The following is a 17,273-nucleotide window of genomic DNA, read 5'->3' as shown; positions in this document are numbered from 1 at the left end:
CTTCGCCGCGGCGGGGAACGCGGTCTGCGCGTGCAGGTTCCCCTGGCCGTGGACGGGGCGGACGGCGGGCATGCCCAGGGCCGTGCGGCTCATCGAGCTCCTCCGGTCGTGCGGGGGGCCGAGGACGACGCCGTGCGGCGCGCCCCCGGCCCCGGGATGGACAGCTCGACCGGCCCGGAGACCTCGAGCGGGTTCTCGCGGGTGGACGCGAGGATCTCGGCGAAGTGGACGGTGCCCGCACCCGTTCCCCGGCGGTTCATGGCCCCGCCCAGGTGCATCAGGCAGGAGGCGTCTCCCCCGGTGCACAGCTCGGCACCGGTCGAGACGATGTTGTCGATCTTCTCCTCGGCCATCGCGGCGGAGACATCCGGGTTCTTGAACGAGAAGGTCCCGCCGAAGCCGCAGCACTCCTCAGCGTCGGGCAGCTCGACGAAATCGATGTCCCCGACCGAGGCGACCAGGTCCTTCTGCCGGTCCCCCAGGCGCAGCAGCCGCATCCCGTGGCAGGACGGGTGGTAGGTCACCCGGTGGGGGAACCAGGAGCCGAGCTGCGCGGCCGCGTCGTGGACGCCGAGCACGTCGGTCAGCAGCTGCGAGAGCTCGTAGGTGGTGGCGGCGACGGCTGCGGCGGCCGCCGCCAGTTCCTCGTCGCCGCCGGCGCGGGCGATCATCGGCTGCTGGTGGCCCAGGGAGGCGACGCAGGAGCCCGAGGGCGCCACGGCGACGTCGTAGTCCACGGCGGAGAAGGCCTGCACGTGGTTGCGGACCACGGGCAGGGCGTCGTCGAAGTAGCCGCTGTTGACGTGCATCTGGGAGCAGCAGCCCTGGCCGGGCGGGAACACCACCTCGTGGCCGAGCCGCTCGAGCACCCGCACGGTGGCCAGCGCGACCCGCGGATACATCGCGTCCACGATGCACGTGGCGAACAGGGCGATTCTCATGCGACCTCCGGAGTCGGGAGCGGGAAGACGGGACGACGACGCCGGGCCGCCTGTGGTCTGACCATGCTAGACCGGTGAACCCCGTCACACAATCGACCGGCGCAACGATCGCGCCACCTCGGGAGAGCGGTTGGCCGTGTGACGTGGCTCATGTACTCTTCGTGGTCAGACCATTGTGGTCCGACCATAGCCGTGACGCGTTCCCCGTCGGCCACGCACCGTTCCGTCCGTCCCCGTCCCTGGGAGTCCGAGTGACCACCTTTACCGCGATGACCGATGCCGTCGGCGGGAGCGTCGCGCTCTCCGCCCTCGTCGGCACCATCCCTCTGCTCACGTTCTTCGTCATGCTGCTGGGCGTCAAGGCCCGCGCCCACGTCTCGGGCGCCACCGCGCTGCTGGCGGCGATCGTCGTCGCCGTCCTGGCCTTCGGCATGCCGCTCTCCCTCACACTGCTCTCCGCCACCCAGGGCGCGGTCTACGGCCTGTTCCCCATCGTGTGGATCGTGGTCATGGCGCTGTGGTTCTACCAGGTGACCGTCCTCAGCGGCCGCTTCGAGGACCTGCGAACCATCTTCGACACCATCGGCGGCGGGGACCTGCGCATCCAGGCCGTGCTCATCGCGTTCTGCTTCGGCGGCCTGCTCGAGGCCCTCGCCGGCTTCGGCGCGCCCGTCGCGATCACCGCGACCATGATCCTGGCGCTGGGGCTCAAGCCCCTGAAGACGGCCACCGTGGTGCTCATCGCCAACACCGCGCCCGTGGCGTTCGGCGCGATCGCCATCCCGATCACCACCGCCGGCGTGCTGACCGGCCTGGACCCCGCGCGGATCGGCGCGGTCGTCGGCCACCAGGCGCCGTTCTTCGCGGTCATGGTGCCGTTCATCCTGCTGTTCATCATCGACGGCGTGCGCGGGCTCAAGGAGGCGTGGCTGGCCGCGCTGGTCATCGGCGTCTCCTTCGCGATCGCCCAGTGGTGGTGCGCCACGTACTTCTCCTACGAGCTCACCGACGTGGTTGCCTCCCTCACCGGCCTGGCCGCCGCGGTGATCCTCCTGCGCTTCTGGCGCCCCAAGGGCGCCGACGCCGTCCGCACCCGCCTCGGCGTGGAGAAGCCTCCCGCACCCGAGGGGCTGACCCCGGCACGCGTGTGGATGGCCGTGCTGCCCTACGTCCTGGTGGTCGCGGTCTTCGGCCTGGCCAAGCTGTGGACCCTCGGCGTGAGCATCCCGGGGGCCCTGGCCGCCACCGACATCTCCATCCCCTGGCCGGGCCTGCACGGACACCTCCTCAACGCAGCCGGCGAGCCGGTCACGAGCACCATCTACAAGTTCCAGTGGCTCTCCAGCCCGGGCACGCTGCTGCTGATCACAGGCCTGCTCGTCGCCGTCATCTACTCGGTGTTCCACGGCAACGGCCGCTTCCGGCTCTCGGTGGGCAACGCCGTGGCGGAGATCGGGCGCTCGTTCTGGAAGATGCGCTTCTCCGCACTGACCATCATGAGCGTGCTCTCCCTGGCCTACGTCATGAACACGTCCGGCCAGACCATCTCGATCGGCACCTGGGTGGCCGGTCTCGGCGCGGCCTTCGCGTTCCTCTCCCCCGTGCTCGGCTGGCTGGGCACCGCGGTCACCGGCTCCGACACCTCCGCCAACGCGCTGTTCTCCAACCTCCAGAAGACCGCCGCCGAGGGCACCGGCCTCGATCCGCACCTCATGACGGCGGCGAACACCTCCGGCGGCGTGGTGGGCAAGATGATCTCGCCGCAGTCCCTGGCCATCGCCGCGACCGCGGTGGGCATGGAGGGCAAGGAGTCCGCCATCTTCCGCTCGGTCATCTGGTGGTCCCTCGGCCTGCTCCTGCTGCTGTGCACCCTGGTGTTCCTGCAGTCCAACGTGCTGGCCTGGATGCTCCCGACCTCCTGAGCACAACGCCCCGGGGCCCCGCTGGACCGATCGGTCCGGCGGGGCCCCGCCGCCTCCCTAGACTGGTCCGCGTCCCGCCCACCCTCTGAGGAGCCCCCCGTGCCCGCAGCCGCACGCATGTACACCGTCGTCCTCGACTGGCTCGAGGAGCGCCTGCGCTCGGGCGAGATCTCGGTGGGCGACAAGCTGCCCGGGGAACGCCACCTGGCCGAGGAGTTCGGCATCTCCCGCGCCTCGGTGCGGGAGGCGATCCGGATCCTCGACGCCATGGGACTGGTCCGCTCGTCGACCGGGTCCGGGCCGAACGCGGGGGCGATCGTCATCGCGGAGCCCTCGGCCGCGCTCGGGTGGGCGCTGCGGATGCACGTGGCCAACCGGTCGCTGCCGGTGCGGGACCTGGTGCAGACCCGGCTGCTGCTCGAGACCCAGTCCGCCCGCGAGGCGGCCGCCGCGGCGGAGACCCCGGGGCGGGCGGCGGTGCTCGGGCGCGCCGCGGAGCTCGTGGCCGCCATGGAGGACCCGGACCTGCCGGACGAGCGCTTCCACGCCCACGACGCGCAGTTCCACATCCTGCTCGCCTCCCTGGCCGGCAACGTGGTGGTCGAGACGATCATGGCCTCGCTGCGCCAGGCCACCATCGGGTACGTGCAGGAGACCGTCGCCGGCCTGGACGACTGGCCGCAGGTGCGCCGCACCCTGCAGGAGCAGCACCGCGAGATCCTGCGCGCCTTCCAGGAGCGCCGGGGCGCGGACGCCGCCGCCGCGCTGCGGGAGCACATCACCTGGTTCTTCGGCCACAGCGCCGCCGCTCAGGAGGGGCAGGACCGGCGGGCGTGACCGGACGACCCTGAGGGCTCGGGCCCCGGGCCCGGCCGGACGATCCGGCAGAGGCGCCGGACGCACGAGAACGGCCCCACCGGTTCCGGTGGGGCCGTTCTCGTCTGCGAGGTCCGCGGAGCAGATGTTGCACGGTAGGGGGCCATCGGCCGAGGGGGGGTGCAAGGTGATCCAGGCCTTGCGCGGCCACATCCCAGGTCCAGGGGGGACTGTCCCGGGGCGGCCCCCTACCGTGAGCAGGTCGGTGGACCATCCGGTCCGGGGCTCGGCCTCATGGGGGGTTGGGCCGTGCGCCGTGGGGATGTCTCTCACTCATCCACCGACTTTTCTTCTCTGCTCGCACTGATCACTATGCCGGGTTTGCTAATGCAGATGAATGCACTTTCGTCTACAACTTTCCTGGACTTCCGTCCGGACCCGGGACCGCCGAGGGGGCCAGTGACTCAGAGATCGCGCAGCTGCGGATCCACGAGCCCGCTCTGGTACGCCTTGATCAGCGCCTGCACCCGGTCGCGGACGCCGAACTTCTCACAGACCCGCCCGAGGTAGGCCTTCACGCTGCCCTCGGAGACGTGCATCTGCTCGGCGATCTCCCGGTTGCTCAGCCCTTGCGCCAGGAGCGTCACGGTCTCCATCTCCCGGTCGGTCAGCAGGGAGCGCAGACCGGTGTCCGCCGACCGCGCCGGCTGCTGCTGGTCCGGCACGGAGATGACGTTGTCCGCGAGCGCGCGGGCGATCGCCGGGGAGAGGGCGATCTCGTCGTTGAGCACCTGGTTGACGGCGTCGATGATCTCGTCCGGCCGGGCGTCCTTGACCAGATAGCCGGCCGCACCGGCGCGGAGGGCCGGCACCACGAACTCCAGCGTGGAGAACGTCGTGAGGGCCAGCACCTTGGACCGGGGACTGCGCGAGGTGATCTCCCGGGTGGCCTCGATCCCGTCCATCACGGGCATCTTCATGTCCATCAGCACCACGTCCGGGTCGATCGCCAGACATCGGTCCACGGCCTCGCGCCCGTTGGCGGCGGTCCCGATCACCTCGAAACCGGGCTCGGCCGAGAAGAAGGACTTCAGGGCCTCCAGCATCAACGGCTGGTCGTCCACGACAAGCACTCTGCAATCAGTCACTCGCACAGTCTATTTTTCGATGTCCCCCAAAGTGCAACACGTCATATTCGACAAAAGTCACAAATGGTCTGGACAAAGGTCGATAGGCTCGTCCGGTTAACGTTGGCAAAATGGAAACTACCAGGGCAGCACACCCCCCTCGCGACTGGGAGATCTCTCCCCCCACCCCGGCCGCAACCCCCCGATCCGGTGCTGTCCTCGTGATCCAAGGAGCCCCCCATGTCCAAGAAGAAGCTTGCCACCGCTGTTGCCTCTGCCGCCCTCGCCGCGTCCTTCATCGTCGGCCCCGTGGCCCCCGCGAACGCCGGCGCGATGGTCCAGACCCCCCAGTTCAGCCGTTACGTGTGGTGCAACTGGTGGTCCTCCTTCTGCCGGTGAGCTAGACCTATGGGTGTGACTGATGTAATTGCACCCATGCGCCGACCACCACGCACCACCGGACCCACGTCGTTCTTCGACGCCGAGCCTGTCGCTCGCTGGTTGTGCGTGGTGATCATTCTTTGCGCGGTGGTCTGGTTCGCCGCGGACATCAGGGCCCTGGCCGAACAGTTCCGAGAGGGCGAACTGGTCGACGTCTGGTACGCGGTGAACGCGATCCTGACGTACGGCGCGCTCGCGATGGTCGCCTGGCGGAGCACCTGGGCGTCGATCTTCTCCGGAAGCTGTCTCCTGCTGTCCTTGATCCTGGGCGACTACGGCTCGGTCAACACAGCGGTGGTCGTGGTGACCATCGCCGTCCTGGCCACCGCTACGACAGCCTTCGTGAAGGCTCACCTGATCATCTACGCGGTGTGGGTCCTGATGGCCTGGTGGCGACGTCCGGATCAGCCCTCGGTCTTCTGGGGGCTGGTTGCCGTCCTGCTCGTCTCCTTCCTCGTCGGCGCGGCCCTCCGCTACTTCAGCCAGCAGCGGCGGCGCAACGAGCAGCAGGTCCGGGACCTAGAGATTCTCAACGAGCGGCTCCGGGAGGCCGAGCGGAGGGCGCTGGCGCGCGACCTGCACGACGTCGTCGCCCACGAGCTCACCCTCATCACCATGCAGACCATGAGCCGGCGCCGCTCCGGGAACGTCGGCGAGCTGCACCGAGTCCTCGAGACCGTGGAGGACGCCGCCCGCTCGGCACTGCACGAGCTGCGCGTGATGCTCCGATTGCTGCGCGACGAGAACGACGGGGAGCACCCCCGGGACGTCACGGGCGCCGGCCTGGCCATCGGCAGCCTGGAGCACGTGGTCACGTCCCTCGCGGCCAGCCTGCGGGACCTGCGCTTCGAGCCGGAGGTGGTCATCACGGGCGATCTCGAAGCCATGCCCACCACCGTGCGCGGCACGGCCGCCCGCATCCTGCAGGAGGCGGTCACGAACATCATCAAATACGCCCCGGCCGGGTCCCGCTGCCGGATCGAGGTGACGGCGGACGAGCACGAGCTGTGCCTGCGCGTGGCGAATCCCCTGCCGCGCAGCACCCAGCGCACGGGCGCCCACTCCTCGGAGCTGTCCTCGGGACTCGGCCTGCGCGGCATCGCGGAGCGCGTCTCCCTGCTGGGCGGCCACGCCGAGAGCGGTTCCGCGGACGGACAGTGGGTCCTCGACGTGTGCCTGCCCGTGGACGGGCGGGAAGCCCTGTGACCGAGCGCGCCGCGCCGGACCCCGGCCTGGCACGGCGCGTGGCGGACGTCGTGGCCGCCATCCCGCCGGGCCGGGTGCTGTCCTACCGGGACGTCGCGGAGCTCGCGGAGTGCCGCTCCGCACGCCTCGTGGGCACGCTCATGGCGCGCAACCCCACCGGCGCGGACCTCCCGTGGTGGCGGGTGGTCACCGTGCAGGGCACCCTCGCGGACCACCTGCAGGCCGAGGCCCGGGACCGGTACCGCGAGGAGGGCACTCCCCTGCGGGAGGACGACCGGCACCTCGTGCGCGTGGACATGGGCCGCGCCCTGTGGACGCCCGACTCCCCCGGCGCCTGACGCCGCCCCCGCCGTCAGTACTCGAGCGGGCCGGCCACCTCGAAGAAGCTGCCGTCCGGGTCGAAGGTGCGTCCGGTGAGCCGCTCGAACGCCTCGACGTAGCGCGCGCGGGTCCGCTCCACCACCTGCTCCGGCAGCGGGGGCACGGGGCCGGCCCCATTCCAGCCGGACTCGTCCGAGCGCAGCCAGTCCCGCACGTACTGCTTGTCGAACGAGGGCTGGGCCTTGCCGGGCTCGTACGTCTCGGCGTCCCAGAAGCGGGAGGAGTCCGGGGTGAGGACCTCGTCCCCGAGGGTGATCGCCCCGCGGTAGGAGTCCAGGCCGAACTCCACCTTGGTGTCCGCCACGATGATCCCCCGCTCGCGGGCGATCCGCTCGGCGGCGGTGTAGATCTCCAGGGTCAGCTCGCGCAGCCGGTCCGCCACCGCGTGGCCCACGCCGTCGGCCATCTCCTGGAAGGTGATGGGGAGGTCGTGCTCGCCCACCTCCGCCTTGCCGGTCGGGGTGAAGATCGGCTCGGCGAGCCGGGAGCCGTCCACGAGCCCCGGGGGCAGCTCGATCCCGCAGACCTCACCGGTCTCCTGGTAGTCCTTGAGCCCGGATCCGGTCAGGTAGCCGCGCGCGATGCACTCCACGGGGAACATCGACAGGTTCTTGCAGACGACGGCCCGCCCCCGGACGGACTCGTGCACGTCGGTCGACAGGACGTGGTTGGGCACGGCCGCGAGCTGCTCGAACCACCACAGGGACAGCTGGGTCAGGATCTTGCCCTTGTCCGGGATCTCCGTGGGGAGGATCTCGTCGAAGGCGCTGATCCGGTCGGTGGCCAGCACCAGGACCGAGCCGGCCCGGTACTCGGCGTCGTCGTAGATGGCCACGCCCGTGGCCCGCAGCCGCGACTCGTCGGGGACGTAGAGCTCCCGGACCTTGCCCGAGTAGATGTGCCTCCACCCGGGGATCTCGGGTGGGGTGGTGACGGTGCCCTGCTCGCTCATGCCTGCTCCTGACGGGGACGGGGGGCGGAGGCGCCGGGAACGGTGACCAGCCCCCGGGCGGCCTTCAGCGCGATGTCGGTGCGGTGCTGCGAGCCCTCGAGCGCCACGAGCCCCACGCCCCGGTAGGCGCGCTCGCGGGCGTCGTCGAGGTCCGCGCCGAGGGCCACGACGGCGAGCACCCGCCCGCCGGCGGAGACGATCCGCCCGGCGTGCTCGCCCTCCGGGGCCACCGCGGTGCCGGCGTGGACCACGTGCACGCCCTCGAGCGCCTCGGCGTCCTCCAGCCCGCCGATCGGGTCGCCCTTCCGGGGGCTGTCCGGGTAGTACTGCGCGGCGACGACCACCGCGACGGCCGTCTCGGGCCGCCAGCGCAGCCGCTCGGCCTCGTCGAGGCGCCCGGCGGCGGCGTCGTGCAGCAGCCGCCCGAGCGGGGTGGTGAGCCGGGCCAGCACGGCCTGGGTCTCGGGGTCCCCGAACCGGGCGTTGAACTCGATGACCCGCAGACCGCGGGTCGTCACGGCCAGCCCGCAGTACAGCACGCCCACGAACGGGGTGCCGCGGCGGCGCATCTCGTCGACCGTGGGGCGGGCCACCCGCTCCACGACCTCCTCCACGAAGCCCTGCGGCAGCCACGGCAGCGGCGTGTAGGCGCCCATCCCGCCGGTGTTGGGGCCCTCGTCGTCGTCGTGGATCCGCTTGAAGTCCTGCGCGGGGCTCAGGGGGATCACGCGGGAGCCGTCGGTCAGCACGAACAGGGACACCTCGGGCCCGTCCAGGAACTCCTCGATCACCACGCTCCCACCCGCGGCGAAACAGGCGGCCGCGTGCTCGAGCGCCTCCGCGCGGTCGGCGGTGACGACCACGCCCTTGCCGGCGGCGAGCCCGTCGTCCTTGACCACGTAGGGGGCGCCGAAGGTGTCGAGGGCGTCGGCGGCCTCCTCCTCCGTGGTCGCGACCCGCGCCATCGCGGTGGGCACCCCCGCGGAGGCCATGACCTCCTTGGCGAACGCCTTGGAGCCCTCGAGCCGCGCCGCGGCCCGCGAGGGACCGAAGACGAGGAAGCCGGCCTCGCGCAGGGCGTCGGCCACCCCGGCCACCAGTGGGGCCTCGGGGCCGACGACGACGAGGTCCACCGCGAGCTCGCGCGCCAGCGCGGTGGCCGCGGCGGGGTCGTCGGCGTCCACGGCGTGCACCGGGACGAGCTGCGCGATCCCGGCGTTGCCCGGCGCGCAGTGCACCTGCTCGACCTCGGGATCTGCCAGCAGTGCGCGGATGATTGCGTGTTCGCGGCCTCCGGGGCCCAGTACCAGAACCTTCACGCCCTCAGGCTAGTTGGCGGCACCGGGAAGTGGCACATCGTTCCCGGCATGCGGGCACGGCCTCGGACCCGCCGGGAATTCCCGTCCCCGCTGACATACTGGGGCGATGCAGACCTTCACCTCGGACCGTGCCGTGGACCTCGCCGTGCTCGAGCGCAGCGGCTTCGTCGAGTCCCGCCACCGCGGCTCCGCCGTGGTCCTGGACCCGGACGGGGCCGTGGCCGTCGAACTGGGCGACATCGGCACCCCGATCTTCCCCCGCTCCACGCTCAAGCCGTTCCAGACCATCGCCGCCATGAAGGCCGGCGTCCCGCTGCGCGGGGCCCAGGTGGCCATCGCCTCCGCGTCCCACATCGGCTCCTTCGAGCAGCTCGACGCCGTGAGCTCGATCCTGACGGCCGCCGGTCTGACCGAGGACGCGCTCCAGTGCCCGCCCGACTGGCCCGAGGACGAGGAGGTCCGCACGGAGCTCGTGCGGGCCGGCAGCGGCAAGAGCCGGATCTGCATGAACTGCTCCGGCAAGCACGCCGCGTTCCTGTGGGCCTGCACCGAGAACGACTGGCCCACGGACAGCTACCTGGACCCCGAGCACCCCCTGCAGCGGACCGTGCTGGAGACCGTCGAGGAGTTCTCCGGCGAGCGCGTGGCCCACGTGGGCGTGGACGGGTGCGGCGCCCCCCTCGCGGCGATCTCCCTGACCGGCCTCGCCCGGGCGTACTCGACGCTGGGCCGGGCCGCGGGCAACCTCGACGCCGACGCCCGCGCCGCCACGGTCTCCCAGTGCATGCTCGACTACCCGGAGCTCGTGCACGGGCGGGGCAGGTACAACACCGTGGTCATGGAGGAGCTGGACGTCGTGGCGAAGCTCGGCGCGGAGGGCGTGCTCGCGCTCGGCACCCGCACCGGGTGGTCCGTGGCGCTCAAGGTCCTCGACGGCGGGTCCCGCGCCAACGCCCTCATCGGCCTCGCCCTGCTCGCCCACGCCGGGGCCGTGCCCGCCGCGGCGGCCGCCGCGGTGATCGGGCAGGTGGTGCGCCCGGTCATGGGCGGGTCCCGCCCCGTGGGCCGGCTCCGCCTGGCGGACCCCCTCCTGGAGCTGCTCGGCCCGGAGCTGGTCCGGGCGCTCGGGCAGGACTAGGCCGTGGCCCGCCGCCGCGTCGACCCCGCGGACGGGACCCTGGCCCTGAGCGCCTGGCGCGCGGACCCGGACGGCACCCCGCGCCGGACCGTGGCCACCGCCGTGCGCTACACCCTCGAGGAGCTCGCCGAGCGGGTGCCCGGCAACAGCGTGGAGGTGCGCGTCCCGCCCTTCGGCGTGACCCAGTGCGTGGCCGGTCCCCGGCACACCCGCGGGACCCCGCCCAACGTCGTCGAGACCGACGCCCGCACGTGGCTCGGCCTGGTGACGGGGGCCGTGACCTGGCCGGAAGCCGTCGCCTCGGGCGCCGCTGTGGCCTCGGGCACAAGGACCGATCTCGCGGACGCCCTCCCCCTGTTTCCCCGGTAGCCTTGAGGGCATGAGCTCCACTCCCTCCTCCCCCTCCGCGCGCCCGTCCCCGCGGAAGCTCCCGCGCCGGCGCCGCCGGGTGCGGACGGCCGTGCCGCTGGCCGCCTCCGGCAGCCAGCAGATGACCCTGCGCCGCGCCCCGAACATCTGGGCGTTCGTCCTGCTCGGCGGCGTCCTCGGCGCCGTGGTGGGCGTGCTCGTGGGGCTGTCCGGCGGAGGAAGCGCGGAGTTCACCCAGGGGGCCGTGACCCTGTTCATGGTCTCCGTCTGCACGGTCCTGGGCCTGGCGGCCGGCGCCGTCCTGGCCCTCGTGCTGGACCGGGTCTCCGTGGCCCGGGCGCGGGCCGTCACCACCGAGGTCGTGGACGGGGACGACGACGCCCCGTCCGGGGCGCCGGGCGACGCGCCCCGGCCCACCGACCCCCGAAGCTCGAGAGAAGGCTGATCGACGTGGTTCGCCCTGATGGACAACTCAGCCACGACCTGCTCCCCGGAGAGAAGGGCCCCCAGGACGCGTGCGGCGTGTTCGGCGTGTGGGCCCCCGGCGAGGAGGTCGCGAAACTGGCCTACTACGGCCTCTACGCCCTGCAGCACCGCGGCCAGGAGTCGGCCGGCATCGCCGCGAGCGACGGCAACCGCATCGCGGTGTACAAGGACATGGGCCTCGTCTCGCAGGTCTTCGACGAGGCGACCCTCACCACCCTGACCGGTCACCTGGCCGTGGGCCACTGCCGGTACTCCACCACGGGCGGGTCCCACTGGGCCAACGCCCAGCCCACGCTGGGCGCCACCCCGCACGGGACCGTGGCGCTCGCGCACAACGGCAACCTCACCAACTCGGCGGAGCTCTACGAGAAGCTGATCGACAAGTCCGGCTTCCCCTCCCAGGGGGAGATGGCGCAGGGCAACACCACGGACACCGCGCTGGTCACCGCGCTGCTGGCCGAGCACCCGCACGGCTCCCTGGAGGACGCGGCCATGCACCTGCTCCCCCAGCTCGTGGGCTCCTTCTGCCTGGCGTTCATGGACGAGAACGCCCTCTACGCCGCCCGGGACCCGCAGGGCATCCGGCCGCTGGTCCTCGGCCGGCTCGAGCGCGGCTGGGTGGTGGCCTCCGAGACCGCGGCGCTGGACATCGTGGGCGCGTCCCTGGTCCGGGAGATCGAGCCCGGCGAGTTCGTGGTGATCGACGAGCACGGCCTGCGCTCCCAGCGCTTCGCCGAGACCCGCCGCGCCGCGTGCGTGTTCGAGTACGTCTACCTGGCCCGCCCGGACACCACCATCAACGGCCGCTCCGTGTACGAGTCCCGCGTGGAGATGGGCCGCCGGCTGGCCCGGGAGCACCGCATCGACGCGGACCTGGTCATGCCCACCCCGGAGTCCGGGACCCCCGCGGCCATCGGCTACGCCGAGGAGTCCGGCATCCCGTTCGGCAACGGCCTGGTCAAGAACGCCTATGTGGGACGAACGTTCATCCAGCCCTCGGACACCATCCGCCAGCTGGGCATCCGGCTCAAGCTCAACCCCCTGAAGTCCGTGGTGGCGGGCAAGCGGCTCGTGGTCATCGACGACTCGATCGTGCGCGGGAACACCCAGCGGGCCCTCATCCGGATGCTGCGGGAGGCCGGGGCCGCCGAGATCCACGTGCGGATCTCCTCCCCGCCCATCAAGTGGCCGTGCTTCTACGGCATCGACTTCGCCTCCCGCGCGGAGCTGATCGCCAACGGGCTCGGGGTCGAGGAGATCAGGGCGTCCCTGGGCGCGGACTCCCTCGGCTACATCTCCGAGGACGGGATGATCGCGGCCACCCTGCAGGAGCGCGGGGAGCTGTGCACCGCGTGCTTCTCCGGGACGTACCCCACCCGGCTGCCGGACGCCGACAAGCTGGGCAAGAACGTCTTCGAGACCCGCACGCCCGTGGACTCCTCGCCCCGCCGCGCCCCGGGCGGATCCGCCGTGGCGCAGCGGCCGGAGCACGCCTCCGCCGTGTCCATCGACACCCGCCCCTCGGCCACGGACGGCCTCTCCCGCCGGCCCGCCGAGCGCACCAGCATCTCCGACGAGGACCCCGGCGTCCAGGAGACCTCCACCGGGTGCGACCCCGGGCCCGACGCCGACCTCGAGGACCTCATCCTGCCGGAGGACCGGGTCCCCGCCGCCCGCACGACCACGGGGCCCGCCGGGCCCGGATCCCAGCACGCCGCCCAGCCCGAGACCGCGAAGGACGCCTGACATGGCCCAGCCCCCCTCCTCCACGAACCGCACCGTCACCTACGCCAGCGCGGGCGTGGACGTCGAGGCGGGAGACCGCGCCGTCGAGCTCATGAAGAGCGCGGTCAAGGCCACGCACACCCCCAACGTGATCGGCGGGGTCGGCGGGTTCGCGGGACTGTTCGACGTCTCGGAGCTGCTCACCTACCGCAAGCCCTACCTCGCCACCTCGACCGACGGGGTGGGCACCAAGGTGGCGATCGCCCAGACCCTCGACGTGCACGACACGATCGGCTTCGACCTCGTGGGCATGGTCGTGGACGACATCGTGGTGGTGGGCGCCAAGCCCCTGTTCATGACCGACTACATCGCCACGGGCCGCGTGGTGCCCGAGCGGATCGCGGACATCGTGCGCGGCATCGCCGCGGCCTGCGAGCAGGCCGGCACCGCCCTGGTCGGCGGCGAGACCGCCGAGCACCCGGGCCTGCTGGCCCCGGACGAGTACGACGTGGCGGGGGCCGCCACCGGTGTGGTCGAGGCCGACGAGCTGCTGGGCCCGGACCGCGTGCGCGCCGGCGACGTGGTCATCGGCATGGCCTCCTCCGGCCTGCACTCCAACGGGTACTCCCTGGTCCGCAAGGTCATCAACGTGGCCGGGTGGTCGCTGGACCGGCAGGTCTCGGAGCTCGGCCGCACCCTGGGCGAGGAACTGCTGGAGCCCACCCGCGTCTACGCCGCCGACGTCCTCGACCTCGCCGCCGCCTTCCCCGTCAACGGCGCGGACCGGACCACGGGCCGCGGTGTCCGCGGCTTCAGCCACGTGACCGGCGGCGGCCTCGCCGCGAACCTCGCCCGGGTGCTCCCCGCCGGGCTCGAGGCCACGGTGGACCGCAGCACCTGGGAGCTGCCCGCGATCTTCCAGCTGATCAGCCAGCTCGGCAACGTCCCCCTCCCCGACCTCGAGCGGACCCTCAACCTCGGCGTGGGCATGGTCGCGATCGTCGACCCGTCGGCGGCCGACGCCGCCGTGGCCCACCTCACGGCCCGGGGCCTGCCCTCGTGGGTCATGGGCACCGTGGACGGGATCGACCCGGACGCGGACCACGGCGGGCCCGACTGGGTGCAGGGCGCCAAGGGCGTGGACGGCGGCGCGGTGCGCATGGTCAACGCCTACACGGGCTGATCCGGCCCGCAGAGCCCCGGAGGAACAGCGAACGCCCCGCCGACCGGCGGGGCGTTCGCTGTTCGCGGGGACGCGAAGAAGGTGCTCGTCCTGGACGGGCACCTTGTTGCGTCGTGCGGTGGAGACGAGCGGAGTTCCCGGTGGCTACCGGCGGAAGTCCTCGTCGTAGTCGTCGGCGTACTTGTCGACGTAGGCCGAGTAGTCGTCCTCGTCCTCCTCGACGGTCTCCTGGACCGGCTCCCGCAGCGGGGGCATCTGCTCGCTGCCGCGCAGTTCCCGCTGGAGTGCCGTGAGGTCGGTCTGCGGGCTGAAGTACTTCATCTCCCGCGCCTGCCGTGTCGCCTTCGCCTTTTGACGGCCGCGCCCCATGGCGTGACCCCCTCTGTCTCTTGGTCCGGACGGCGGCACTCTGGCACAGAGTACGGCCCCGGAAATGTCGTATGAATGGTTCGTGAGACCAGGGTACATGGTTTGTCAGCCCGTTGCGCCCGGCCCGGGACCGGCGCGGTGGACTGTCGGCAACCTCACGGGAGGCGGGCGGAACGCGGTCGGGGAGCCCCGGCGGCGGGCCGTCGCCGGGGCTCCCCGACGGCGGCCCGCCGGCCGGCGGCGCGCCCCGCAGCTCAGTCCGCGGCGTGCGCCCGCTCGGACACGGCGGTGACGGTGAGCCCGTCCGCCACGACGTCGGCGTCGACGTCGACCCGGACCGCGTCCCCGTCCACGACCGCCCCGGAGAGGATCGCCCTGGCGAGCTTGTCCCCGATCTCCCGCTGCACCAGCCGGCGCAGCGGCCGGGCACCGTAGGCCGGGTCGTAGCCGGTGAGGCCCAGCCACTCGGTGGCCGCGGGCGTGACCTCCAGGCGCAGGCGGCGCTGGCCCAGGCGCTCGGCGAGCTGGGCGACCTGGATGTCCACGATCTTCGACAGGTCGGACGTGGACAGCGGGTCGAACAGGATCACGTCGTCGAGCCGGTTCAGGAACTCGGGCTTGAACGAGGCGTTGACCACGTTCATCACCGCCTGCTTCTTCGCCTCCGGCTCGATGGTCTGGTCCACCAGGAACTGGCTGCCCAGGTTGGAGGTGAGGATCAGGATCACGTTGCGGAAGTCCACCGTGCGTCCCTGCCCGTCGGTGAGCCGGCCGTCGTCGAGCACCTGCAGCAGGATGTCGAAGACGTCCGGGTGGGCCTTCTCGATCTCGTCCAGCAGGACCACCGAGTACGGGCGGCGCCGCACCGACTCGGTGAGCTGGCCGCCCTCCTCGTAGCCGACGTAGCCCGGAGGGGCGCCGACCAGCCGGGAGACCGTGTGCTTCTCCCCGTACTCGGACATGTCGATCCGCACCAGCGCGCGCTCGTCGTCGAACTGGAACTCCGCGAGGGACTTCGCGAGCTCGGTCTTGCCCACGCCGGTGGGACCCAGGAACAGGAAGGAGCCGATCGGCCGGTTCGGGTCGGAGATGCCGGCGCGCGAGCGGCGCACGGCGTCGGCGACGGCCTGCACGGCCCGGTGCTGTCCGATGAGCCGCTTCCCGAGCACCTCCTCCATGTGCAGCAGCTTCTCGGTCTCGCCCTGGAGCATGCGCCCGGCGGGGATGCCGGTCCAGGCCGAGATCACCTCGGCGACGTCGTCGGCCGTGACCTCCTCGGAGACCATGGTGTCGTGCGGGGCGGAGGTGTCCTCCTGCTCCTGGGCGGCGTCGAGCTCCTTCTGCAGCGCCGGGATCTCGCCGTAGAGCAGCCGGGAGGCCTCCGCGAGATCGCCCTGGCGCTGGGCCATCTCCGCCTGCGAGCGCAGGTTGTCGATCCGCTCCTTGAGGTCTCCGACGCGGTTCAGGCCGGCCTTCTCGGCCTCCCACCGGGCGTTGAGGGCGTCCAGGTCCGCCTTCTTGTCGGCCAGCTCCTGGCGCAGCGCGGCGAGGCGCTCGACGGACGCGGGGTCGGTCTCGCGCTCCAGCGCCAGCTCCTCCATGGTCAGGCGGTCGACGGCGCGGCGCAGCTGGTCGATCTCCTCCGGCGCGGAGTCGATCTCCATGCGCAGCCGCGAGGCGGCCTCGTCGACCAGGTCGATGGCCTTGTCCGGCAGCTGCCGGCCCGGGATGTACCGGTTGGACAGCGTGGCCGCCGCGACGAGCGCGGCGTCCGCGATCTGCACCTTGTGGTGGGCCTCGTAGCGCTCCTTGAGCCCGCGCAGGATCGCCACGGTGTCCTCCACGGAGGGCTCGCCGACGTAGACCTGCTGGAAGCGGCGCTCCAGGGCGGCGTCCTTCTCGATGTTCTCGCGGTACTCGTCCAGGGTGGTCGCGCCGATCAGGCGCAGCTCGCCGCGGGCCAGCATGGGCTTGAGCATGTTCCCGGCGTCCATCGAGCCCTCGGCGGCGCCGGCGCCGACCACGGTGTGGATCTCGTCGATGAAGGTGACGATCTGCCCCTCCGAGTCCTTGATCTCCTCGAGCACGGCCTTGAGCCGCTCCTCGAACTCGCCGCGGTACTTGGCGCCGGCCACCATGGACCCGAGGTCCAGGGAGATCAGCGTCTTGCCGCGCAGCGACTCGGGGACGTCCCCGGCGACCATGCGCTGGGCGAGGCCCTCGACGACGGCGGTCTTGCCGACGCCGGGCTCGCCGATCAGGACGGGGTTGTTCTTGGTGCGGCGGGACAGCACCTGCACCACGCGCCGGATCTCGGAGTCCCGCCCGATGACGGGGTCCAGCTTGCCCTCGCGGGCCATGGCGGTCAGGTCGGCGCCGAACTTCTCGAGCGCCTGGAAGGTGCCCTCGGGGTTGGGTGTGGTCACGCGGCGGTCTCCTCTCACGGACGGGACGGCGGTCCTCAGCTGGTCGGGTCCGGCGCCCGCGCCCCGCAGGATCTCCCCGACCTTCCCCTCCTGCTGGGCGAGGCCGTACAGGAGGTGCTCGGTGGAGATGTACTCGTCGCCGAGGGACTGGGCGAACTGCTCCGCGGCCTGGATGACCTGCAGCGCGCCCCGGTTGAACTGGGCCTGGGCCGTGGAGGAGCCGGACGCGGAGGGCAGGGCCTTGATGGCGGCGCTGGCCTGCGCGGAGACGGCGTCGACGTCGGCCCCGGTGGCCTTCAGGACGGCGACGGCCACACCCTCCCGCTGGTCCATGAGGGCCTTGAGGAGGTGGGCGGGCTCGACCTGCGGATTGCCCGCGGTCGAGGCGTTGGTGGAGGCGGCGGAGAGCGCCTCCTGGGACTTGGTGGTGAACTTGGTCTCCACTGCGGCTCCTTGGCGAGGGACGTTCTGG

The 17,273-nt window shown here is 72.1% G+C and carries 16 protein-coding genes; 10 read left to right on the top strand and 6 right to left on the bottom strand.

All coding sequences use genetic code 11. The annotated features are described in order from the left end of the window. Positions 1 to 89: 89 nt before the first annotated feature. Entirely contained in the window at positions 90 to 941 is an 852-nt protein-coding gene (locus tag CRM73_RS08645; RefSeq protein ID WP_229587395.1) for a (Fe-S)-binding protein, read from the bottom strand. Between the two features lie 269 nt (positions 942 to 1,210). Here CRM73_RS08645 and CRM73_RS08640 point away from each other — a divergent pair, with 269 nt between their 5' ends. Both CRM73_RS08640 and CRM73_RS08635 read left to right on the top strand, forming a co-directional pair. Continuing rightward, entirely contained in the window at positions 1,211 to 2,863 is a 1,653-nt protein-coding gene (locus tag CRM73_RS08640; RefSeq protein ID WP_229587393.1) for an L-lactate permease, read from the top strand. Between the two features lie 117 nt (positions 2,864 to 2,980). After that, positions 2,981 to 3,700: a FadR/GntR family transcriptional regulator gene (locus tag CRM73_RS08635; protein ID WP_229587401.1), complete on the top strand. Its 720-nt coding sequence runs from the start codon at positions 2,981 to 2,983 to the stop codon at positions 3,698 to 3,700. A 443-nt stretch (positions 3,701 to 4,143) separates the two neighbouring features. Here CRM73_RS08635 and CRM73_RS08630 read toward each other — a convergent pair whose 3' ends face one another. Continuing rightward, positions 4,144 to 4,827 carry a response regulator transcription factor gene (locus tag CRM73_RS08630; RefSeq protein ID WP_126350350.1) on the bottom strand — a complete coding sequence of 228 codons (684 nt, stop codon included), beginning with the start codon at positions 4,825 to 4,827 and terminating at the stop codon, positions 4,144 to 4,146. A gap of 219 nt (positions 4,828 to 5,046) precedes the next feature. Between CRM73_RS08630 and CRM73_RS08625 the strand changes: the two genes are divergently transcribed. From CRM73_RS08625 to CRM73_RS08615, 3 genes are read left to right on the top strand one after another with little or no spacing between them, the layout of a single operon-like run. Then, positions 5,047 to 5,205, top strand: coding sequence for a hypothetical protein (locus CRM73_RS08625; RefSeq protein WP_172604378.1), 159 nt, complete (start codon positions 5,047 to 5,049; stop codon positions 5,203 to 5,205). A gap of 36 nt (positions 5,206 to 5,241) precedes the next feature. Next, positions 5,242 to 6,453 (top strand): histidine kinase, encoded by a 1,212-nt coding sequence (locus CRM73_RS08620; RefSeq protein ID WP_229587391.1) that lies wholly within the window; start codon positions 5,242 to 5,244, stop codon positions 6,451 to 6,453. Further along, positions 6,450 to 6,791, top strand: a complete 342-nt coding sequence (locus tag CRM73_RS08615) for an MGMT family protein (RefSeq protein WP_229587388.1) — start codon at positions 6,450 to 6,452, stop codon at positions 6,789 to 6,791. Before CRM73_RS08620 ends, CRM73_RS08615 begins: the two co-directional genes overlap by 4 nt. 14 nt (positions 6,792 to 6,805) lie before the next feature. Here the strand turns inward: CRM73_RS08615 and CRM73_RS08610 are convergent, their stop codons facing one another. Then, entirely contained in the window at positions 6,806 to 7,786 is a 981-nt protein-coding gene (locus tag CRM73_RS08610; protein WP_229587386.1) for a phosphoribosylaminoimidazolesuccinocarboxamide synthase, read from the bottom strand. Then, positions 7,783 to 9,105: a phosphoribosylamine--glycine ligase gene (purD, locus tag CRM73_RS08605; protein WP_229587385.1), complete on the bottom strand. Its 1,323-nt coding sequence runs from the start codon at positions 9,103 to 9,105 to the stop codon at positions 7,783 to 7,785. Before purD ends, CRM73_RS08610 begins: the two co-directional genes overlap by 4 nt. Before the next feature lie 106 nt (positions 9,106 to 9,211). Between purD and CRM73_RS08600 the strand changes: the two genes are divergently transcribed. From CRM73_RS08600 to purM, 5 genes are read left to right on the top strand one after another with little or no spacing between them, the layout of a single operon-like run. Then, positions 9,212 to 10,243, top strand: coding sequence for an asparaginase (locus tag CRM73_RS08600; RefSeq protein ID WP_229587384.1), 1,032 nt, complete (start codon positions 9,212 to 9,214; stop codon positions 10,241 to 10,243). 3 nt (positions 10,244 to 10,246) lie between these two features. Then, entirely contained in the window at positions 10,247 to 10,612 is a 366-nt protein-coding gene (locus CRM73_RS08595; protein WP_017832571.1) for a sterol carrier family protein, read from the top strand. Between the two features lie 10 nt (positions 10,613 to 10,622). Then, the gene (locus CRM73_RS08590) at positions 10,623 to 11,057 is read left to right on the top strand and encodes a hypothetical protein (protein WP_017832572.1); all 435 of its coding nucleotides are present in this window, start codon (positions 10,623 to 10,625) and stop codon (positions 11,055 to 11,057) included. Between the two features lie 5 nt (positions 11,058 to 11,062). Next, positions 11,063 to 12,844 carry an amidophosphoribosyltransferase gene (gene purF / locus CRM73_RS08585; RefSeq protein ID WP_229587383.1) on the top strand — a complete coding sequence of 594 codons (1,782 nt, stop codon included), beginning with the start codon at positions 11,063 to 11,065 and terminating at the stop codon, positions 12,842 to 12,844. Position 12,845: 1 nt separating this feature from the next. Next, positions 12,846 to 14,006, top strand: a complete 1,161-nt coding sequence (gene purM, locus CRM73_RS08580) for a phosphoribosylformylglycinamidine cyclo-ligase (protein ID WP_095650388.1) — start codon at positions 12,846 to 12,848, stop codon at positions 14,004 to 14,006. A 144-nt stretch (positions 14,007 to 14,150) separates the two neighbouring features. On the opposite strand, the gene CRM73_RS08575 is transcribed toward purM, so the two are convergent. Continuing rightward, positions 14,151 to 14,375: a DUF3073 domain-containing protein gene (locus tag CRM73_RS08575; RefSeq protein WP_031282554.1), complete on the bottom strand. Its 225-nt coding sequence runs from the start codon at positions 14,373 to 14,375 to the stop codon at positions 14,151 to 14,153. Positions 14,376 to 14,629: 254 nt separating this feature from the next. After that, the gene (gene clpB, locus CRM73_RS08570; protein ID WP_017832576.1) at positions 14,630 to 17,245 is read right to left on the bottom strand and encodes an ATP-dependent chaperone ClpB; all 2,616 of its coding nucleotides are present in this window, start codon (positions 17,243 to 17,245) and stop codon (positions 14,630 to 14,632) included. Positions 17,246 to 17,273: the final 28 nt, after the last annotated feature.

It is taken from the genome of Kocuria sp. CCUG 69068 (genome assembly GCF_020833785.1).
Taxonomy (GTDB): domain Bacteria; phylum Actinomycetota; class Actinomycetes; order Actinomycetales; family Micrococcaceae; genus Kocuria; species Kocuria rosea.
This window is presented reverse-complemented; position numbering and strand designations above follow the sequence as displayed.

What these genes read in the sequence shown, in the direction of transcription:
- CRM73_RS08600 (WP_229587384.1), top strand. Translation starts at nt 9,212, where the DNA reads ATGCAGACCTTCACCTCGGACCGTGCCGTGGACCTCGCCGTGCTCGAG.
- CRM73_RS08625 (WP_172604378.1), top strand. Translation starts at nt 5,047, where the DNA reads ATGTCCAAGAAGAAGCTTGCCACCGCTGTTGCCTCTGCCGCCCTCGCC.
- CRM73_RS08635 (WP_229587401.1), top strand. Translation starts at nt 2,981, where the DNA reads ATGTACACCGTCGTCCTCGACTGGCTCGAGGAGCGCCTGCGCTCGGGC.
- CRM73_RS08575 (WP_031282554.1), bottom strand. Translation starts at nt 14,375, where the DNA reads ATGGGGCGCGGCCGTCAAAAGGCGAAGGCGACACGGCAGGCGCGGGAG.
- CRM73_RS08640 (WP_229587393.1), top strand. Translation starts at nt 1,211, where the DNA reads ATGACCGATGCCGTCGGCGGGAGCGTCGCGCTCTCCGCCCTCGTCGGC.
- purM (WP_095650388.1), top strand. Translation starts at nt 12,846, where the DNA reads ATGGCCCAGCCCCCCTCCTCCACGAACCGCACCGTCACCTACGCCAGC.
- CRM73_RS08645 (WP_229587395.1), bottom strand. Translation starts at nt 941, where the DNA reads ATGAGAATCGCCCTGTTCGCCACGTGCATCGTGGACGCGATGTATCCG.
- CRM73_RS08590 (WP_017832572.1), top strand. Translation starts at nt 10,623, where the DNA reads ATGAGCTCCACTCCCTCCTCCCCCTCCGCGCGCCCGTCCCCGCGGAAG.
- CRM73_RS08620 (WP_229587391.1), top strand. Translation starts at nt 5,242, where the DNA reads ATGCGCCGACCACCACGCACCACCGGACCCACGTCGTTCTTCGACGCC.
- CRM73_RS08610 (WP_229587386.1), bottom strand. Translation starts at nt 7,786, where the DNA reads ATGAGCGAGCAGGGCACCGTCACCACCCCACCCGAGATCCCCGGGTGG.